This is a genomic window from Ochrobactrum sp. BTU1 (genome assembly GCA_018798825.1).
Taxonomy (GTDB): domain Bacteria; phylum Pseudomonadota; class Alphaproteobacteria; order Rhizobiales; family Rhizobiaceae; genus Brucella.
The window spans coordinates 983,453-1,000,711 of sequence record CP076355.1 but is presented as its reverse complement, the minus strand read 5'-3'; the positions used below and the strand labels follow the sequence as shown (position 1 = coordinate 1,000,711).

Sequence of the window (17,259 nt, the reverse complement as noted above, 5' to 3'; positions counted from 1 at the left end):
TCAATTAGTTTGAGTATTATTCAGCGGCGACTTAGCTTTTTGACAAGTCGCCGCTTTTTTAACTACGGATACTGCGCACCCGTGACGGTCAAATAGACCGCGTAGAGCGATTTCGTCGCCGCAATGAAAAGTCGGTTGCGACGTGGGCCGCCAAAAGTGACATTTGCAACAGTTTGTGGCGTCTTGATCTTGCCGAGAAGCTGGCCTTCTGGCGAGAAGCAATGCACGCCGTCGCCTGCACTTGTCCAAAGATTGCCATCCGTATCGAAGCGGAAGCCATCTGGCAGGCCGTTCTCTATCGTGCAGAAAATATTACCACCCGTGACGCGCTTGCCGTCATCAACGATATCGAAGACCCGGATATGGCGGGGTGCCTTTTCGTCGTGGCTATAGGCGCTGTCGGCAACAAAGAGCTTTGTTTCATCGGGCGAAAAGGCGAGGCCATTTGGCTGCACAAAGTCTGTGATGACGGCAGTAAGATCACCGCTTTTAGGATCAAGTCGATAGACATTGCGCGTTGGCTGTTCGGGATCGGCTTTATAGCCTTCATAGTCTGCCAAGATTCCGTAGGTCGGATCGGTAAACCAAATGGTGCCGTCAGAGCGTACGATAACATCATTTGGTGCGTTGAGCTTCTTGCCCTGATAACTCTCTGCAAGCACGGTAATGCTGCCATCAACTTCCGTTCGCGTAACATGGCGCCCGCCATGTTCACAGGAAACGAGCCGTCCTTCACGGTCGCGCGTATTGCCATTGGCAAAATTTGAAGGCTGGCGGAACACAGAAACGCCGCCTTCCGGCACCCAGCGCAAAATACGCTGGTTGGGAATATCGCTCCAGAGCAGGCAGTTCAGATCACTAAACCAGACCGGGCCTTCAGCCCACCGACAATCGCTGTAAAGTTCATCAAGACCAGCGCTCGACACGAACATCTGTCTGAAGCGTTCATCGTGAATTTCGTAAATCGAATGATTTTGAGACAAGGAAATTACTCCGGGGAATGTTGCTTAGTGCGTGTCGCGCTTAATCGTATCCACCGCGTTCGCGCTCTCCGTTTGTTTTTGCGCATGTCACCCAAAACCGGTTTCCACTTTTGGGTGACATGCGTTAACGCTCAGGTCTGCGGCTGCTGGCAAGGAAAATCACAGCAATGATGGTGAGCCCCGTCAGGACCAAACGAACACCGGCACCAAAGCCATAGGTGTTGAGCATTGAGACTATGAGGAACATGAAGAGTGCGGCACCCCAAATACCGGGGATGTTGGAATCGCCACCTGCTACTGCCGTGCCACCAATGATTACGACTGCAATCGACATCAGAAGATATTCAGCGCCCATATTGAGTGCTGCACCACCAGAAAAGCAGGCAAGCAGGAAGCCACAGAGCGAAGCCAGAACTGCGCAGAGCAGATAGGTGACGAAGCGTGTGCCATCAACCGGAACCCCTGCCATACGTGCAGCAAAGGGGTTTTGCCCGATGGCTGAAATCCATCGACCATAAATGCTTTTCTTGAGTAGCGCCCAGCCTAACACCGACAAGAGCAGCGCCACGATTGCAACATTGGGAATGCCAAAGACAGAGGAGGTGGTAAACTGTGCCAGAACTTCAGGCGGCTTAACGCGCAGACCGCGATTGCTCCATATGGCGGTCGACTGGATAAGAAAGCTCATCGACAGGGTTGCGATGATTGGCGGGATCCGCAGCAGCTTGATCAGCGCATAATTGCAGATGCCAATGCCAAGGCCGATCAGAAGTGCAACAGCAAGCCCTGCCAACACCATGCTGTCTTGCGAGTCCATCAGCTTCAAAGCCAATGTTGCGGCAAGGGTCATGGTTGCAGGCACCGACAGATCAATATTGCCGGGACCAAGCGTGATAACGAACATCTGCCCGAGACCGACAATCACCGAGAACGATGCGAAGGTGAAAGCCGCGTGAGAAAGCCCTGCGGCACCCGCGCCACCCGTAAACAATACGGTGATGACCCAGACCGCAATGGTTGCGATGAACGACCATATCCATGGACGATTTGTGAGAACGGAGACAGCGCTCATTGCTTTTTCTCCCGGCGGTCGAGGCGATTGAGGAAGAGGCGAAGCGCCAGCACGAGAATGAGGATTCCGCCCTGCGCGCCAATCTGCCAGTCGGGTGAGATACGCATGAAGGAGAGGAATGAACCAGCAAGGGTAAGTGTCAGCGCCCCGATGACTGCTCCAATGGGAGAAATGCGACCGCCAACAAATTCACCACCACCAAGAATGACACCGGCAATGGAGAGCAGCGTATAGCGCAGCGCGATATTGGCATCTGCCGAGGTGGTCAGTCCCACGAGCGCAATCCCTGCAAGCACCGCAAAAAAAGCAGCAAGCGCATAGGTTCCCGCGCGGATTGCGGTAATCGACCAGCCAGCACGCTCAATGGAGCGGGCATTGCCGCCTGCGCCACGCATAAGCACACCGAAGGTTGTGCGCATGACGATGAAATGCGTGACAATAGCAATCAGAATGCTTGCAACGATTGCCATAGGTATAAATGGCGGCTTGGTCGTCATTATCCAGCGTGCCCAGTCAGGCGCCTGACCGCCGGGTGATGGCAAGAGCAGAACTGCAAAGCCACCCCAGACGAAACTCATGCCGAGTGTGACGACAATGGATGGCAGATTGCGCAGATGGATGATAGCACCCAGTGCAGCATAGGCTGCGATGGCTGCTGCAAGGATCAGAACGCCAATCACTGGAGCCGTGTTGAGATAGGTCGCAGCTACACAGACCACGAAGCTCACGAAGGTTCCCATCGAGAGGTCAAGATCATTGACCGCCATGATGAGCATCTGCGCGATTGTTGCGAGTGCAATCGGTACTGCGAGATTGAACAGCAGGTTAAGGCCGGTATAACTCATGGCACGCGGCTGCATGTAGAACACAGCAGCCAGCAGCAAAGCAAGCGAGAAAACCGGTGTAAGCAGGCGGAGAGATGAAGCGGAGAGACGCATTATTCGTGTCCTCCCTCAAAGGATGCAGCAAGCACGTTCTTTTCCGTGATTTCGTCGCCGACCAGTTCTGTCACGATTGCACCGTCGCGGAAGACATAGACACGATCACATAGTTCGATCTCGTCCATTTCGGTGGAATACCAGACAAAAGTACGGCCATTTTCTGCTTCATGGCGCAGGATTTCATAGACTTCTTGCTTGGTGCCAACATCCACGCCACGCATGGGGTCATCCATCAGAATGGCATTGGCAGTGGTGGCAAGTGCGCGGGCAAAAAGCACTTTCTGCTGATTGCCGCCTGAAAGCGAAAGAACGCGATTGCCCATATCTGGTGTGCGGATCTGGATCTTGTCTTTCCACTGTCCGCCAAGCTGGTCTTCGCGTGACTGATCGACAAGCTTCAGCGATGAGAGGCGATCAAGCGAACCAATGGTGAGATTGTGCAGAATGCTCCAGAGCGGAAACGTGCCGTTAAGGCTGCGATCGCCGGCCACGAAGGCGATTTCGCAATTGCGTGCGGGCAACCAGTTTGGTCGACGCGCATAATAGAGATCGAGTAGCATCTTGGTTTGACCATGACCGGCAAGCCCAGCGAGGCCGATAACTTCGCCCTTGAAAGCCTGAAACGTCTTGCTGTCATGGGGACGCTTTTTTGCAGAGAGAACAGCTATGCCTGTCGTGTCGGCTTTTGCCGCGCGGCGTGCCGCTTTTTCACGTTCGACACTGCCCATCGCTTCGACAAGGCTGCGGTTTGTGAAATCGCCTGCTGTGCGATTGGCGACAATCTTACCGTCCTTCATCACGACGATGCGGTCGGATGTTGAGAGGATTTCACCGAGCATATGCGAAATGAGGATCACCGAACCACCTGTGCCGACAAAGCGACGGACATAGGCCATCAGCTGTGCAGCAATGCCTGCATCGAGCGACGAGGTCGGTTCGTCGAGAATGACGAGCTTCGGCGGAGTGCCGGGGGCGGTAAAGTTGATGGCGATTTCAACCATCTGCCGTTCGGCAATGGACAACTCATCAACGGTTGCCGAGCAGTCGATCTTGTGACCCGGGAAAATCTCACTGAGCTTTTTTGCAATGAGATCAACAGCCTTGCCGCGCCAGTTCGCGCCCGTAAGGCCGCGCTGCATGATGCGGACATTTTCCGCAATTGTCAGATTGGGGAAGAGCGACAGCTCCTGAAAGACGCAGCGGATGCCGTGCTTGCGGGCAGTCGCCACGCCATGGCCTGCCTCACCGTGATAGGAGAGGGTGCCTTCATGCGGGGTAAGGCCGCCATTGATGACATTGACGATAGTGGATTTGCCCGCGCCATTATGGCCGACAAGTCCGACACATTCGCCTTCATGGATAACAAGTTCAGCGCCATCCAGTGCCTTAACCGCACCGAACTGCACGCGAATATTGCGTGCGGCGACGACCTCGCCTTTGTCGATTGAATGAGACATGCATCCGAACTGTATTGGAGATAAGGGAGGGGCGGGCATTGGAATGACCAATACCCGCCGCTTGGGAGAAACGAGTTATTTCGCTTCTGCGATGACCTTCTGTGCGTCTTCTAACGAATATTCGACATTCGCAACGCCACCCTTCTGGGTAGTGCCGAGATCCTTATCGAGCGATTCCTGGCTGACGCTCAGAAACGGAACGACGAGGTCTTTCTTGACTTCCTTGCCATCAAGAATCTGCTGTGCGACCCAGAAAGCGAGTGTTGAAACGCCCGGGGCGATAGAAACTGACATGGTTTCATAGCCGTTCGCATCTTTCTGCTGCTTCCACCACTGCAGTTCGTCTTCACGGTTGCCCATGATAATGATCGGCGTTTCGCGCTTTGCAGCGGCAAAGGCCTGTGCAGCACCATAACCGTCGCCGCCCTGCGTTACCACGGCGTCGATCTTCGGCAGGCTTGGCAGCACGCCTGCGACTGCGCGCTGTGCAACATCAGCAGCCCAGTCACCATGCACAGAGCCTACGATCTTGAAGTTCGGATGCTTCTTCACGCCTTCCTGAATACCTGCGTGCATTTCGTCATCAACGGAAACGCCTGCAAGACCTCGAATTTCAAGCAGATTTCCGCCTTCTGGCAGACGCTTTGCGAGATATTCAACCTGACCTTCGCCCATGGCCTTGAAGTCAACCGCAATACGCCATGCGCAAGGTTCGGTGACAATGCCGTCGAACGAAACGACGGTGATGCCTGCATCGCAGGCTTCTTTCACTGCGCCGTTAAGAGCGGTTGGCGATGCGGCATTGATGACGATGGCATCATAACCTTGCAAAATCATGTTCTGGATTTGCGCTGCCTGCTCGGTGGCCTGATTTTCAGCGGTGGTGAAAGCATCGGCCGCAGAAACTGCACCTGCGCTGACGGCTTCCTTCGTCACCTTGTCCCAGCTTTGTAGCATTGCCTGACGCCATGAGTTGCCGGCATAATTGTTGGAGAAGGCGATTTTTTTCGACGATGTGTCGGCAAATGCGCTACCGCTTGCCATCAATGTGGCGAGTGCGGCGGATGCCAAAAAATTTTTCCCAAGCTTCATTTCATTCCTCCCAGTTACAAATATCCGCCCCGCAGTGCGCAATAACACTCCGGATCGTTCGAATTTGAATATGGTGCGAAACCTCCCGCACCGCCGCTCCTCAACGGCACCAGCGTGCCCGTGACATTTCCTGTTGTCTTGCGAGCAATTTTCTGGTGAAGCGAGGATGAAATAAATGCGTTGCGCTGTGAAGGCTGATCGAAGCAACGATGCTGCGGGTTTGCGCAGCAAAATTGCGGGAACCCGCAAGACGCGCCAGTAGAGAAGCGGCGTATTATAAGTGCAAAGCAATCTGTCTTTGGGAGGAGATTCGCTTGCTGGAACTAGCACCTGCGCGCCTGCTTGACCGCTATCTGAATATTTCGAGATTGCTGGCAGGCCAGCTCGATTTCGATTCCATCATTCAGGCTGTTGCTGCCGAGATCAATCATATCCTGCCCTATGACCACCTCGATGTCTGTATCAAGATGATTGATGGCAAATTTCACATTGCCTATGAGAGCGGGATTGAGACGGCTTGGAGCCGCAACCCGCCCGCGCTGTTATCAGGAAGTCCGATCCGCACACTACTGTCCGGCGAGGTCGCCTATTTGCTTACGGACGATGCACGCACTGATCCGCGCTTTCATTTTGAGGGTGCGTTTTCGACGCCGATCATCGAGCATGATCTCAAAGCTCGCCTGCATGTACCGCTGAAAGCGCAGGGCAATATCATTGGCGCGTTGAGCTGTTCGAGTTTGCAAACAGGCAGTTATTCGACGCGTGACGTGGAAAATGCGCAATCGATTGCCGATCTACTGGCGCCATATTTCTTTGCCATCCGTGCCGCCGAACAGGCCAAGCGCTCGGCGATTGTCGAGACGGAAGCGCGGGCACGCGAAGAAGGTTTGCGCTTTGGCGCGCTCAAACTCACCGAGGCTCTGGAGATCGAGCGCCATCGTATCGGCATGGATTTGCACGATCAAACCTTGGCTGATCTCACGCGTCTCGCCCGCCATGTGGAGCGGCTGACGCGCGTGCCCGACCTTTCCGGTGAACAGCTTGAGCCGCTGTTCCGCGGTTTGCAGCATTGTATGCAGGACCTACGCCAAATCATTGAAGAAGCGAAACCTTCCGTGCTTCAGCTGTTCGGCTTTGCACAGGCGACCGAAAACCATCTTGACCGTTCGATCCGCGAAAGCGGCGCTGCGATTGAATGGTTTCTCGAGGATCAGAGCAACGGCATGACCGACAGGCTCGAAGAGACGGTCGCGACTTCGCTTTTCCGGATTGTGCAGGAAGCAATCAACAATGCGATCCGTCATGCTCTGGCTGGAGAAATCCGCGTTCGTCTCCGCGATAAGGGTGATCGGCTTCTCGTTGAAGTTATGGATGACGGCATTGGCATGGATCGTCAGGCGCAGCGTATCGGCCACGGCATCGATAATATGCGCACAAGAGCACGGCTCATTTCTGCGAGCTTTACCATCAGAAAGAACACGGACGGCAGTGGCACATGCGTAACGATCCACCTGCCGCCGAAAACGTATGAACCAATTGGAGGGTAAGATGCAGGTTCTGATCGTGGAGGATGATCCGTTGCATCGCACCTATCTGAGCGAAGCGATCCGTGCGGCATTGCCCGAATGCAGTGATGTCCTGGAAGCGGATAACGGCTCGACTGGTGAAAAGCTGGCTCGAATGCATCGTGCAGCGCATATTGTGATGGATTTGCAGATGAGTGGTCGTAACGGTATTGAAGCCGCACGCACCATCTGGAAGGAAAATCCGGAAACCCGCATTCTGTTCTGGTCGAATTACGCAGATGAAGCCTATGTGCGCGGTGTCTCGCGTATCGTGCCGGAAGGTGCAGCCTATGGCTATGTGCTGAAATCGGCTTCAGATGATAAATTGCGGCTGGCACTCCGCAGCATTTTTGTCGAAGCTCAATGCGTGATCGACCGCGAAGTGCGCGGCTTACAACAAAAAAGCCTCGGCCACGCCAGTGGGTTCAGTGAAAGTGAATATGAAATTCTGATCGATATAGCACTTGGGCTGACGGATCGTGTCATCGCTCGTCGGCGTAACCTGTCGCTCAGAAGCGTTCAGAACAGATTACAGCAACTTTATGAAAAGCTTGGTGTCTATCAGGAAAAGGGTGAGCCGGAGGAGGGGCGATTCAACCTCCGTGCTCGTGCTGTGACGGTTGCGTTTTTGCGCAAGCTGTTAAATTACAGTGCTTTGGAGCGCGCCGAAATTGATCTGAATGACTGGATTAGTCGACAGCCGCCTTCAGGCGACGCTGCTCCAGATCGAGGCCGAGTTCCTTCGCGCGAGCAATGATGGGTACAAAGCGGCGCTGTTTCTTTTCTGCGTGATTTGAAGCAATGTCCGCAATGCGGTGCTTGAGGAACGGGTTGAGGAAGCGCTCGCGAACGGTAGTAACATAGGATTCAGCCTGTCCGCCCAGACCAGCAGCGGCAAAGACCGGCAGAACTTCTTCGCGCCAAAGCGCTTCGAGTTCATTGCGGATCGTTTCGTCGTGCATTGCTTCCAGCACGATTTCATCCTTCGGACGATTACCGTTCAGCCATTGCTCAGCAATGAAAGTGTGGCCGAGATTAAGCAGATAGAGCTTGAGGCGCTCATAAAGCGCAAGATTGTCCGTCACGACGATATCGGGATGCCTACAGGGAAGGGTTAGCCCGTCTGTCTGTTCGATGGCCCAGATCGCATAGGGTTCCGCAATTGCACCGACCGGATCGATAGGTTCTGATACGATGCGGTCAACGAGGCTGTTGGCAAAAACACAATTGCTTTCAATCCATTGCGTGAAAGCTTTCGGCAGGCTCCAGCTTTCTGCGAGATCAAGCACAATCGAGAGCAGCTTGTAGCCATTGCGCGAGATCAGCTCGCACGGGAAAATCGACAGCGGCGCATCTGGATTGATCTGCCAGCGATGATGCAGCAGCACAAGTAGTTTGGCGGGAAAACTTTTAGGAAGGCGGTCGATTTCGCTCAGCAGGGAAACGTCGTCAGCAGCATCCAAATCAAAACCTTTGTCGCCAGTATTGGACAGGATCACCTGGACCCCTGCGCTCAGGGCCCGGATGGCTTTCCAGTCGGTATGAGCGGAATAGGCGGCACGCACGCTTTTCGCCTGATGTTTTTCATCAACGGGCTTGCCGTCACGCAATCCGCGAATGATGACCGGATAGCCTTCTCCACTGTTCAGAGCTGCGATACGGCGTGCGCTTTCAGGGTTGGATGTGGTCTGAACAATGGCAATTGTGCCGATCGCGTCATTTTTATCCAGCGCTTCCGAGATGAAAAAATCCGCATGTCCGAGCAGAAAACGGCTCGTTCCAAACTGTAGAATCGATGGCTGCGCAGTCATGCATTCCTCCCTTGAGCTGTTGTGAAATAGCTATGCCAGTGGGTAAAATTGGTCAAGCCACTCTTTAAAAGCAATCTAAAACAAGGTGCGACAAAACTGACGAATTAGCCAATATGTAGTAAAAACAATAAAATAGACCATATTGCACTTTGTGCGGCTTCAAAATATGGTAAGGCCAATTTGGGAGAGAGCATGAGCGAGCATCTTGGCTCCGTGGAACCACGGAGGCTTTATCAACAGATTGCCGACCGGGTCAGACTGCTGATCCGCGAAGGTCATTTTCCGGCTGGAAGCAGACTTCCTGCCGAGCGCGAACTTGCGCATCAGCTGGGCGTATCTCGCCCTTCTTTGCGTGAAGCACTGATCGCGCTTGAAATTGCAGGCAATGTCGAGATCCGCATGGGTTCGGGGATCTATGTTGCGGCTGAGGAAACACGGCTTCCAGCGCAGGGCGGCTCGATCGGCGAAAGCCCGCTCGAAATCATGCAGGCACGCTCATTGATCGAAGGCAGTGCCGTCATCATGGCTTGCGGACATATCAACACGGAAGCATTGGAACGCTTGCGCGGCAATCTTGATGCGATGCGCCTACAGATTGAAGCGGAACGTAAGCCGATTGAACTGGATCGCCAGTTTCATCTGATCATTTCCGAGCAATCGGGCAATTCGGTTGTTGCCCGCATCGTGCGTGATTTGTTTGACGAGCGGCATAGTCCACTGACCGCGCAAATGCGTACCCGATATGAGAATGCCGAAACATGGACATATGCTTTGGCAGAGCATGAGAAGATTTATGCTGCACTGGAGGCGAGGGATCCGCTTCTGGCGCAGGCAGCGATGCGCACGCATCTGGATACATCAAAGCAGCGATGGATGGAGAACGAGCCCAGATAGTAGGGCTCATGTTTAGCGCTGTTGCGATCTTGGGAGTGAGGTCAGAAAAATGAACGACAAGGCTGTTTCGGCTGTGACGCCGGTAATCCTTTTGCATCCGTCCGATGATGTGGCAGTTGCGCGTATTTCGGTTCGCGCAGGCGATCCGATCGGACTTGGTGACGTTATCGCGCGCGATCTGATCGGGCGCGGCCACAAGGTGGCTCTGCATGATATTCCCGCTGGCAAGGAAGTGCTCAAATATGGGCAGGTGATTGGCGTTGCCATTCAGGATATCGCGGTGGGTGAGCATGTACATCTGCACAATCTCGCAATGCTGCCATCCGAGCATGAACATCAGTTTTCGGTCGATATTGAAGAACGCGGTATGCTGCCGGAAGCGGAGCGCCGACAGTTCATGGGCTATGATCGCGGTTTCGGTGGCGTCGGTACGCGCAACTATATTGGCGTCATTTCATCGGTGAATTGCTCTGCTACCGTGTCTCGCTACATTGCGGATTATTTCAACCGTATGGGTGGTTTGGATGGTTTTGAAAATGTCGATGGCGTGGTGGCACTTACGCATGGCAGCGGCTGTGCGCTGAACACCAAGTCGGAAGGCTATCGTCTACTGACCCGTACCATTCAGGGCTATGCCAAGCATCCGAATTTCGGTGGTATTCTGCTGATCGGCCTTGGCTGCGAAACCAACCAGATCGCGCCAATCATGGAACATTATCGTATGGAAGAGGGTGCACGCCTGCGCACCATGACGATCCAGCAGCATGGCGGTACGCGCAAGACAATCGATCATGCGATTGCAGAGATCAAGGAAATGCTGCCGCTGGTGAATTCTGCAAAGCGTACGCCGCAGCCTTTGTCAAAGCTCAAGGTTGCACTCGAATGCGGTGGTTCTGACGGCTATTCAGGCATTTCCGCAAACCCGGCTCTGGGCTATGCATCCGATCTGATCGTGCGAAATGGCGGTACGACCGTTCTCTCTGAAACGCCCGAAATTTATGGCGCGGAACATCTTCTGACACGCCGTGCAGTCACACCGGCGGTTGCAGAAAAGCTGCTTCAGCGCATCGACTGGTGGCGCGATTACACAGCTCGCAATGGCGACGAGCTGAACAATAATCCATCGCACGGAAACAAGCTCGGTGGCCTGACTACTATTCTTGAAAAGTCGCTGGGCGCTGTTGCCAAGGGCGGCTCCATGCCTCTCAAGGCAGTTTACGAATTTGCTGAAACCGTAACCGAACAGGGTTTCACTTTCATGGATACGCCGGGCTACGACCCGGTCGCCGTGACCGGGCAGGTGGCGGGCGGTTGTAACGTCATCTGCTTTACCACAGGACGCGGATCGGTGTCGGGCTTTAAGCCTGCGCCCTGCATCAAGATCGCGACAAATTCCGAAATGTACGAACACATGAAGGAAGACATGGACTTCAATTGCGGTGGCATCGTCACTGGCGATGAAACAATTGAAGAGTCCGGCACGCGCATTTTCGAGCACATCATCGCGGTCGCTTCCGGTGAGCAGACGCTGAGTGAAATCTATGACTATGGCGATAACGAATTCGTACCGTGGCAGGTCGGCGCCGTAACCTGATCTGCCTCATGCAATCAAGATGACAGGAATACTCTGATGGTCAAAGCTCTGCGTATCGAGAGCGAGAACGTTACTCGTTTTGCTGAAACTCCGGAAGCGCCACTGTTGCCCAACCATGTCCGGGTGAGCGTGAAGCATGTCGGGCTTTGCGGCAGCGATCTGAATACGTTCAGGGGGCTTAACCCGCTGGTGGAACTGCCACGCATTCCCGGCCATGAAATCGGCGGTGAAATCATCGAGGTGGGTGAGGGCGTGAGCGCGACATATGCCAAAGGCAAACGCGTTATCGTGCTGCCTTACACCAATTGCGGCCAGTGTTCCTCTTGCCGCAAAGGGCGTCTGAACGCCTGTCGCTACAACAAGACGCTCGGCGTGCAACAGAATGGCGGGCTGGCAGAACAGATCGTGCTGCCAGCCGAAAAGCTGATCCTGAATGATACGCTCGCGCCACGTCATCTCGCATTGGTCGAGCCACTTTCAGTTGGTTTCCATGCGGTAGAACGTGGTCGCGTTCAGGCTGGCGATACGGTCGCGGTGCTTGGCTGTGGCATGATCGGCATGGGTGTGCTGATCGGTGCAGTTGCGCGGGGTGCCAAGGTTGTCGCCATTGATCCTAGTGCTGAAAAGCGCGAACTGGCGCTGAAATTTGGCGCTACGCATTCCTTGCCGGGCGGTGAAGGCGTGGTGGAATTCGTGCAGGAACTCACCAATGACGATGGTGTTGATATCGCTTTTGAAGCAGTCGGCCTGCCGATCACATTCACACAGGCGGTCGACCTCGCAGGCTTTGCTGGTCGTGTAGTCTATGTCGGCTATTCTAAGTCACCAGTGACCTATCAGACCCAGTTCTTCAATCTCAAAGAACTCGACATCATGGGTTCGCGCAATGCGACGCTCACCGACTTTGAAGCTGTCATCGCGCATCTTGAAAAGCTCGGAAACGATGCAGACCTGCTTATCTCGAAGGTGTTTCCTTTTGAAGAAGCAGAACAGGCGCTGCCCTATTGGGATGGCGACCGCAACGTTCTGAAAATCATCATTGAACGCAACTGAATCGAAGCAAATGCGTCACGTCAGGAAGGAAGACGTGGCGCGCTAGTGGAGGAAACCGGCCTCGTGGCCCTTGTTTGAAGACCCCAAAAGGGAGGAATATCATGAAAAAACTCGTTACCGGCATGATCGCCGCTGGCATGTTGCTGGCAGGAAGTGTGGCAGCCTTTGCTGCCAATGTGTCGATCAAAGTTGCCTATGAAAACAACCCGGGCGAGCCTTTTGATGAGGTGATGCATTACTGGAAAGACGATCTTGCCAAGCGCAGCAATGGTGAAATCACACTGGAGCTTTATCCCAGCTCGCAGCTCGGTTCTAAGAAGGATGTGACCGAGCAGGCCATGATGGGTCTTAATGTCGTGACGATTTCTGATGTGGGCTTTCTGGCAGAATACGACCCGGACCTCGGCGTGCTTTATGGGCCGTTCCTGACCGACGATCCGGCTCAGCTTTTCAAGGTTTATGACGGTCCTTGGTTTAAGGAAAAGAGCGAAGAGCTGAAGAAGAAGGGCATTCACATCGTAATGCCAAACTACCTTTACGGTATTCGCCAGATCATTTCCAAGAAGCCTATTCGCACGCCTGATGACCTCAAGGGCATGAAGATCCGCGTGCCGAATAACGTCATGCAGATCAAGACGTTTGAAGCTATGGGTGCTACACCGACCCCAATGCCGCTGGGGGAAACCTTCCCTGCGCTTGCGCAGGGCGTGATAGATGGTGTCGAGAATCCGATTTCGGTTCTTTATGGCCAGAAGTTCCAGGAAGAAGCCAAGTATCTGAGCAAGGTCGGTTACTTGACCAACGTGGCTCTGATCGTCGGTGGCGAAGCCTTTTTCTCGACGTTGCCTGAAGAGCAGCTCAAGATGATCCATGAGTCCGCATATGATGCCGGTCTCTACAGCCAGAAGCTGACGATCGAAAAAGACAACGAGATGATCGAGAAGATGAAGGAAGCCGGCGTCGAAGTAATCGAAGTTGACCGCGCTCCTTTCAAGGCCATGGCCGAGAAAGTCTACTCGCAGTTCCCGGAATGGTCTGACGGTCTCTATGACCAGATCAAAGCCGAATTGAACTAATCCCCTTCAATCCGGAAATTGCCATGCTGCAGATTGGGTCGTGACCCTCGCTGCGGCATGGCTCCGTCATGGAACAATTCCGATGAAATATTTTGAAAAACTGATTGATTGGCTGGCCGCAGCGCCGCTGTTCGTGCTGCTGGCGATGTTCAATGCAGCTGTCGTCATGCGTTACTGGATGCATCAGCCGCTGCAATGGACCGAAGAAATGGCCGGTCTTTTAATGATTTGGATTGTTATGCTCGGCAGCGTCGCCGCTGAGCGTAGCAACCAGCACCTCGCAATCCCGATGCTGGTGGACATGTTCTCGGACAAGGTCCGAGACGTCGTCAATGCGATCATCGGAATCTTCTCCGGCCTGTTTCTGCTCTATGTCTCTTATGCCGGTTACAAGCTGTCGGTTGCAGCACAGTTCAAAGTGACTGATGTGCTCCGTGTTTCCTATTTCTGGATCGATATCGCTGTACCAGTTGGCTTCGTGATTATCGCCGTTTACATGTTCGCTGGCGCTTTCAAAACCTTGCGCGCCGCTTTTGCGGGAGGCAAGGCATGAACCTGACCACCATCGTCCTTATCATGCTGGCGCTGATCGCGCTCAATATGCGCCTTTATGTGGCCATTCTGATTGCTGTATTTACATATTTCATCTTCTTCAACCAGATGCCGATTGCAATCGCTGTTCAGCGTTTCATCAGTCCGGCACAGAACACTTCGCTTTTGGCGATCCCGTTCTTCATCATGCTTGGCACTGTGATGTCACATACGGGTATTGCTGAACGTTTGATTAAGGTTGCCGATATTCTGGTTGGTCGAATGCGTGGTGGTATGGCGCTGACCAACATTATGGTTTCGACTCTTATGGGCGGTGTGAGCGCTTCCAATTTAGCTGATAGCGCCATGTTGACACGCATGATGGTGCCGGAAATGGTCAAACGTGGCTATGATAAGGCATTTTCCTGTGCCGTCACGGCAGCTGGCTCGCTGATCACTCCGATTATCCCTCCGGGTATTGCACTCATCATCTACGGTCTGATTGCTGACGTATCCATAGGCAAGATGTTTATGGCTGGTGTTATTCCGGGCCTTCTCGGTGCCGTTATTCTGATGATCGCGGCCTACATCACGTCAGTAAAGCGTGGCTATAAGCCAAGCCGTGAAACGCGTATGACCCGTTCGGAAGTCGCTTCGACGCTTGCATCGGCATGGCCAGCGGTGTTCCTACTGTTCGCTATTATCGGTGGTATCCGCATGAACATCTTCACGCCGACGGAAGCTGGTGCGGTAGCGGTGACGCTTGTTCTGATTATCGGCTTTGTGATCTATCGAGAAATGCGTGTTTCACACGTAGTTGACTCGCTTATCGAAACCGCCAAATCCACAGCCTCAGTCATGCTTGTGATCATGGCGTCGTCTGCGCTCGCTTGGGTGTTTTCGCTGGAACAGGCAGGCCAGTCGCTGATGCAGCTGATTTCGTCGTTCACCAGCAATCCTTATGCGTTCCTGCTTGCAGTCAACGTGATCCTGCTGCTGTTGGGTGCACTGATTGAAGGCACGGCACTGATGATTGTTCTGGTGCCACTCTTGATGCCAACCGTGAAAGCACTCGGCATTGATCCGGTCCATTTTGGCATTATCGTCATCGTAAATCTATCGATTGGCACACTGACACCGCCAGTGGGCACCGTTATGTTAATGGTGTGCAACATTGCCAAAGTCAGAGTGGGCGATTTTACTCGTCAGGCATTCAGCATGTATCTGGGTCTGTTTATTCTGCTGGCTCTAATTACCTATGTGCCGATCATTTCTACCTATCTTGCACACTAAGAAATAAAAGCGCGGGAATTTCCCGCGCTTTTACATTTCACCATGGGTTGTCAACTCGCGGCCAAATTGGCCGCAGCATTTTTTGGTAGTTTGTCACACGCGGATTGACCGGATAAGAACTCGGTGCATCCACATAGATGATTTCTGCGGCAATAGGCGCGAAGCCTGCATGAAAATGATTGGTCGATTTCACAACCAGAATGTCTTTCTGCATCGGGTCTATGCCGCAATTTGAAAAGATATCCGGCTCAAATGTCTGCGTGCGATTGGTGTTGAGAATGATGTCGATCTCAGTTCCAACGATGCGGACGACTGCCGAAGGTCCAAGGGTGACGCGACTGAGGCCAAAACTCTGCCACCCTTCCTGCAACACTTTCATCACCGTGACGCTCGCATCAATAGGTTCGCCAGCCTGCGGGCCGGATTTGCCACCAATGCGCAGATTGATGACTGCACCTTCGCCAGCAGCATGGCAGAACGTGACCGCCAACGTATCCCAGATTGTTGCAATGGCGGCGTTTTGAATGCCACGTTCGATCAAGCGTCGAAGAATATAAGTGCCATCTCCCGCAACACCACCGCCAGGATTATCCCACACATCGGCAATGACAGCAGGCTTAGATGGCTGAGCTGCATGGGCGGCAATTGCGCGATCAATGCCTTCGTCAACGTGATACATGGTCATCGGCGTTTGCTCGCGCATGGCGATGAGCTCACGGCCAAGTTTTTCGGCTAACGATTGCCCTTGGGCCGCATCATTGTCGCTGACGACGAGAATCCTTGTTCCCATTTCGGGGACGTCGGCTGCCATAAATCCGTGAATAACTGAGATGGATAGAATGCCGTCCTTGCCCTGCAAGTCTTTGATACGATCAATAAAGGATCGCATCGGTTCCTTGCTCGTCGGAAAAACGCCGATCATTCGGCAGTCAAATGTCGAGATGATCGGTTTGATCTTGCCCTTGAGGGTGTCCAGAGCGAGAGACACGACGTGCTCGCCACGTTCGTAAAAATCTGTGTGCGGAAATTCGAGGAACGCGGCGTAAATATTGAGATTCTCAACACGCTTTTGCGTCAGATGGCTATGTGGGTCAAACTCGCTGGCAACAAGAATATCCGGTCCAACGATTGCGCGGATGCGTTCAAGCAGATCACCTTCGCAGTCATCATAACCTTGGGCAACCATCGCGCCATGAAGACCAAGGACCACCGCATCCACGGGCATCGCTGCATTGAGCTGATCCAGAATTTCATCGCGCAGTTCTTCGAACGCTTGCTTTTGAAGTAAACCGCCAGGCTCAGCCCATGTGGCCGTGCCTTCAATGACAGTTAAGCCATCAATTGCAGCCCGTTTACGCAGAGCAACGATAGGCGATGAACACAGGGTCGGTGTGTCAGGATGTTTTCCGGGTGCTGCATAAAAAGCCATTTCAAACGACGCTCGGTCGGTTGGGACAGGCGAAAATGTATTGGTCTCAGTTGCAAGCGACGCTGTGAAAATGCGCATATGGTTTGCCCGGGCTATTTTTGCGGTGCGTAGGCGATGGCTTCAATCTCGATCTTGATATCGATCATCAAACGGGATTCGACCGTGGTGCGCGCCGGTGGATCTTTCGGGAAGTAAGTCGCGTAAACCGCATTCATACGTCCAAAATCGCGTGCATCTTCAAGCCAGATTGTCGTTTTGACGACATCTTCCATGTTTGCTCCGGCGAGGGCCAGAGCTGCCTTGATGTTTTCAAGAACCTGCTTGGTTTGGGCCTCGATATTGCCTTCTACGATCTTGCCGTCAGCTCCCATTGGCACCTGGCCGGAGATATAAACTGTGTCGCCAGCGCGCACAGCAGGGGAGAGCGGTACGTGGGACGCACCGAAAGCTTGTTTCTTTGACATGATG

The 17,259-nt window shown here is 53.5% G+C and carries 16 protein-coding genes; 8 read left to right on the top strand and 8 right to left on the bottom strand.

The window, feature by feature from the left end:
• Nucleotides 1-62: 62 nt before the first annotated feature.
• From KMS41_15900 to KMS41_15880, 5 genes are all read right to left on the bottom strand, one after another.
• Nucleotides 63-932, bottom strand: a complete 870-nt coding sequence (locus KMS41_15900; protein QWK80280.1) for an SMP-30/gluconolactonase/LRE family protein — start codon at nucleotides 930-932, stop codon at nucleotides 63-65.
• A gap of 175 nt (nucleotides 933-1,107) precedes the next feature.
• A complete protein-coding gene (locus KMS41_15895) occupies nucleotides 1,108-2,055 on the bottom strand; it encodes an ABC transporter permease (protein ID QWK78996.1) in 948 nt (315 codons plus the stop codon).
• Nucleotides 2,052-2,993, bottom strand: coding sequence for an ABC transporter permease (locus KMS41_15890; protein ID QWK78995.1), 942 nt, complete (start codon nucleotides 2,991-2,993; stop codon nucleotides 2,052-2,054). The genes KMS41_15895 and KMS41_15890 overlap by 4 nt, the downstream gene beginning before the upstream one ends.
• Nucleotides 2,993-4,453 (bottom strand): sugar ABC transporter ATP-binding protein, encoded by a 1,461-nt coding sequence (locus tag KMS41_15885; protein QWK78994.1) that lies wholly within the window; start codon nucleotides 4,451-4,453, stop codon nucleotides 2,993-2,995. The genes KMS41_15890 and KMS41_15885 overlap by 1 nt, the downstream gene beginning before the upstream one ends.
• A gap of 75 nt (nucleotides 4,454-4,528) precedes the next feature.
• Nucleotides 4,529-5,545: an ABC transporter substrate-binding protein gene (locus tag KMS41_15880; protein ID QWK78993.1), complete on the bottom strand. Its 1,017-nt coding sequence runs from the start codon at nucleotides 5,543-5,545 to the stop codon at nucleotides 4,529-4,531.
• A 314-nt stretch (nucleotides 5,546-5,859) separates the two neighbouring features.
• On the opposite strand from KMS41_15880, the gene KMS41_15875 reads away from it, so the two are divergent.
• On the top strand, nucleotides 5,860-7,092 hold the full coding sequence (locus KMS41_15875) for a sensor histidine kinase (protein QWK78992.1): 1,233 nt from the start codon (nucleotides 5,860-5,862) through the stop codon (nucleotides 7,090-7,092).
• A 1-nt stretch (nucleotide 7,093) separates the two neighbouring features.
• Nucleotides 7,094-7,867 carry a response regulator transcription factor gene (locus KMS41_15870; GenBank protein QWK78991.1) on the top strand — a complete coding sequence of 258 codons (774 nt, stop codon included), beginning with the start codon at nucleotides 7,094-7,096 and terminating at the stop codon, nucleotides 7,865-7,867.
• Here the strand turns inward: KMS41_15870 and KMS41_15865 are convergent.
• Nucleotides 7,800-8,921, bottom strand: coding sequence for a mannitol dehydrogenase family protein (locus tag KMS41_15865; protein QWK78990.1), 1,122 nt, complete (start codon nucleotides 8,919-8,921; stop codon nucleotides 7,800-7,802). The genes KMS41_15870 and KMS41_15865 overlap by 68 nt on opposite strands.
• Before the next feature lie 192 nt (nucleotides 8,922-9,113).
• Here KMS41_15865 and KMS41_15860 point away from each other — a divergent pair, with 192 nt between their 5' ends.
• The 6 genes from KMS41_15860 to KMS41_15835 all read left to right on the top strand — a co-directional run bounded on the left by KMS41_15860 (nucleotide 9,114) and on the right by KMS41_15835 (nucleotide 15,362).
• Nucleotides 9,114-9,815: a FadR family transcriptional regulator gene (locus KMS41_15860; GenBank protein QWK78989.1), complete on the top strand. Its 702-nt coding sequence runs from the start codon at nucleotides 9,114-9,116 to the stop codon at nucleotides 9,813-9,815.
• A 49-nt stretch (nucleotides 9,816-9,864) separates the two neighbouring features.
• Entirely contained in the window at nucleotides 9,865-11,409 is a 1,545-nt protein-coding gene (locus KMS41_15855; protein QWK78988.1) for an altronate dehydratase family protein, read from the top strand.
• A gap of 36 nt (nucleotides 11,410-11,445) precedes the next feature.
• Nucleotides 11,446-12,462, top strand: coding sequence for a zinc-binding alcohol dehydrogenase family protein (locus tag KMS41_15850; GenBank protein QWK78987.1), 1,017 nt, complete (start codon nucleotides 11,446-11,448; stop codon nucleotides 12,460-12,462).
• Nucleotides 12,463-12,563: 101 nt separating this feature from the next.
• Nucleotides 12,564-13,538 carry a C4-dicarboxylate TRAP transporter substrate-binding protein gene (locus KMS41_15845; protein ID QWK78986.1) on the top strand — a complete coding sequence of 325 codons (975 nt, stop codon included), beginning with the start codon at nucleotides 12,564-12,566 and terminating at the stop codon, nucleotides 13,536-13,538.
• Between the two features lie 82 nt (nucleotides 13,539-13,620).
• The gene (locus tag KMS41_15840; GenBank protein ID QWK78985.1) at nucleotides 13,621-14,091 is read left to right on the top strand and encodes a TRAP transporter small permease; all 471 of its coding nucleotides are present in this window, start codon (nucleotides 13,621-13,623) and stop codon (nucleotides 14,089-14,091) included.
• Complete coding sequence (locus tag KMS41_15835) at nucleotides 14,088-15,362, top strand: TRAP transporter large permease (GenBank protein ID QWK78984.1); 1,275 nt, start codon at nucleotides 14,088-14,090, stop codon at nucleotides 15,360-15,362. The genes KMS41_15840 and KMS41_15835 overlap by 4 nt, the downstream gene beginning before the upstream one ends.
• Before the next feature lie 37 nt (nucleotides 15,363-15,399).
• On the opposite strand, the gene KMS41_15830 is transcribed toward KMS41_15835, so the two are convergent.
• Both KMS41_15830 and KMS41_15825 read right to left on the bottom strand, forming a co-directional pair.
• On the bottom strand, nucleotides 15,400-16,869 hold the full coding sequence (locus KMS41_15830) for a M81 family metallopeptidase (protein QWK78983.1): 1,470 nt from the start codon (nucleotides 16,867-16,869) through the stop codon (nucleotides 15,400-15,402).
• 14 nt (nucleotides 16,870-16,883) lie between these two features.
• A complete protein-coding gene (locus KMS41_15825; protein QWK78982.1) occupies nucleotides 16,884-17,255 on the bottom strand; it encodes a RidA family protein in 372 nt (123 codons plus the stop codon).
• Nucleotides 17,256-17,259 lie beyond the last annotated feature (4 nt).

Excerpts from the sequence above, each read along its gene's own strand:
- KMS41_15900 (QWK80280.1), bottom strand. The coding sequence starts at position 932 with ATGTTCGTGTCGAGCGCTGGTCTTGATGAACTTTACAGCGATTGTCGG.
- KMS41_15895 (QWK78996.1), bottom strand. The coding sequence starts at position 2,055 with ATGAGCGCTGTCTCCGTTCTCACAAATCGTCCATGGATATGGTCGTTC.
- KMS41_15890 (QWK78995.1), bottom strand. The coding sequence starts at position 2,993 with ATGCGTCTCTCCGCTTCATCTCTCCGCCTGCTTACACCGGTTTTCTCG.
- KMS41_15885 (QWK78994.1), bottom strand. The coding sequence starts at position 4,453 with ATGTCTCATTCAATCGACAAAGGCGAGGTCGTCGCCGCACGCAATATT.
- KMS41_15880 (QWK78993.1), bottom strand. The coding sequence starts at position 5,545 with ATGAAGCTTGGGAAAAATTTTTTGGCATCCGCCGCACTCGCCACATTG.
- KMS41_15870 (QWK78991.1), top strand. The coding sequence starts at position 7,094 with ATGCAGGTTCTGATCGTGGAGGATGATCCGTTGCATCGCACCTATCTG.
- KMS41_15865 (QWK78990.1), bottom strand. The coding sequence starts at position 8,921 with ATGACTGCGCAGCCATCGATTCTACAGTTTGGAACGAGCCGTTTTCTG.
- KMS41_15860 (QWK78989.1), top strand. The coding sequence starts at position 9,114 with ATGAGCGAGCATCTTGGCTCCGTGGAACCACGGAGGCTTTATCAACAG.
- KMS41_15855 (QWK78988.1), top strand. The coding sequence starts at position 9,865 with ATGAACGACAAGGCTGTTTCGGCTGTGACGCCGGTAATCCTTTTGCAT.
- KMS41_15850 (QWK78987.1), top strand. The coding sequence starts at position 11,446 with ATGGTCAAAGCTCTGCGTATCGAGAGCGAGAACGTTACTCGTTTTGCT.
- KMS41_15845 (QWK78986.1), top strand. The coding sequence starts at position 12,564 with ATGAAAAAACTCGTTACCGGCATGATCGCCGCTGGCATGTTGCTGGCA.
- KMS41_15840 (QWK78985.1), top strand. The coding sequence starts at position 13,621 with ATGAAATATTTTGAAAAACTGATTGATTGGCTGGCCGCAGCGCCGCTG.
- KMS41_15835 (QWK78984.1), top strand. The coding sequence starts at position 14,088 with ATGAACCTGACCACCATCGTCCTTATCATGCTGGCGCTGATCGCGCTC.
- KMS41_15830 (QWK78983.1), bottom strand. The coding sequence starts at position 16,869 with ATGCGCATTTTCACAGCGTCGCTTGCAACTGAGACCAATACATTTTCG.
- KMS41_15825 (QWK78982.1), bottom strand. The coding sequence starts at position 17,255 with ATGTCAAAGAAACAAGCTTTCGGTGCGTCCCACGTACCGCTCTCCCCT.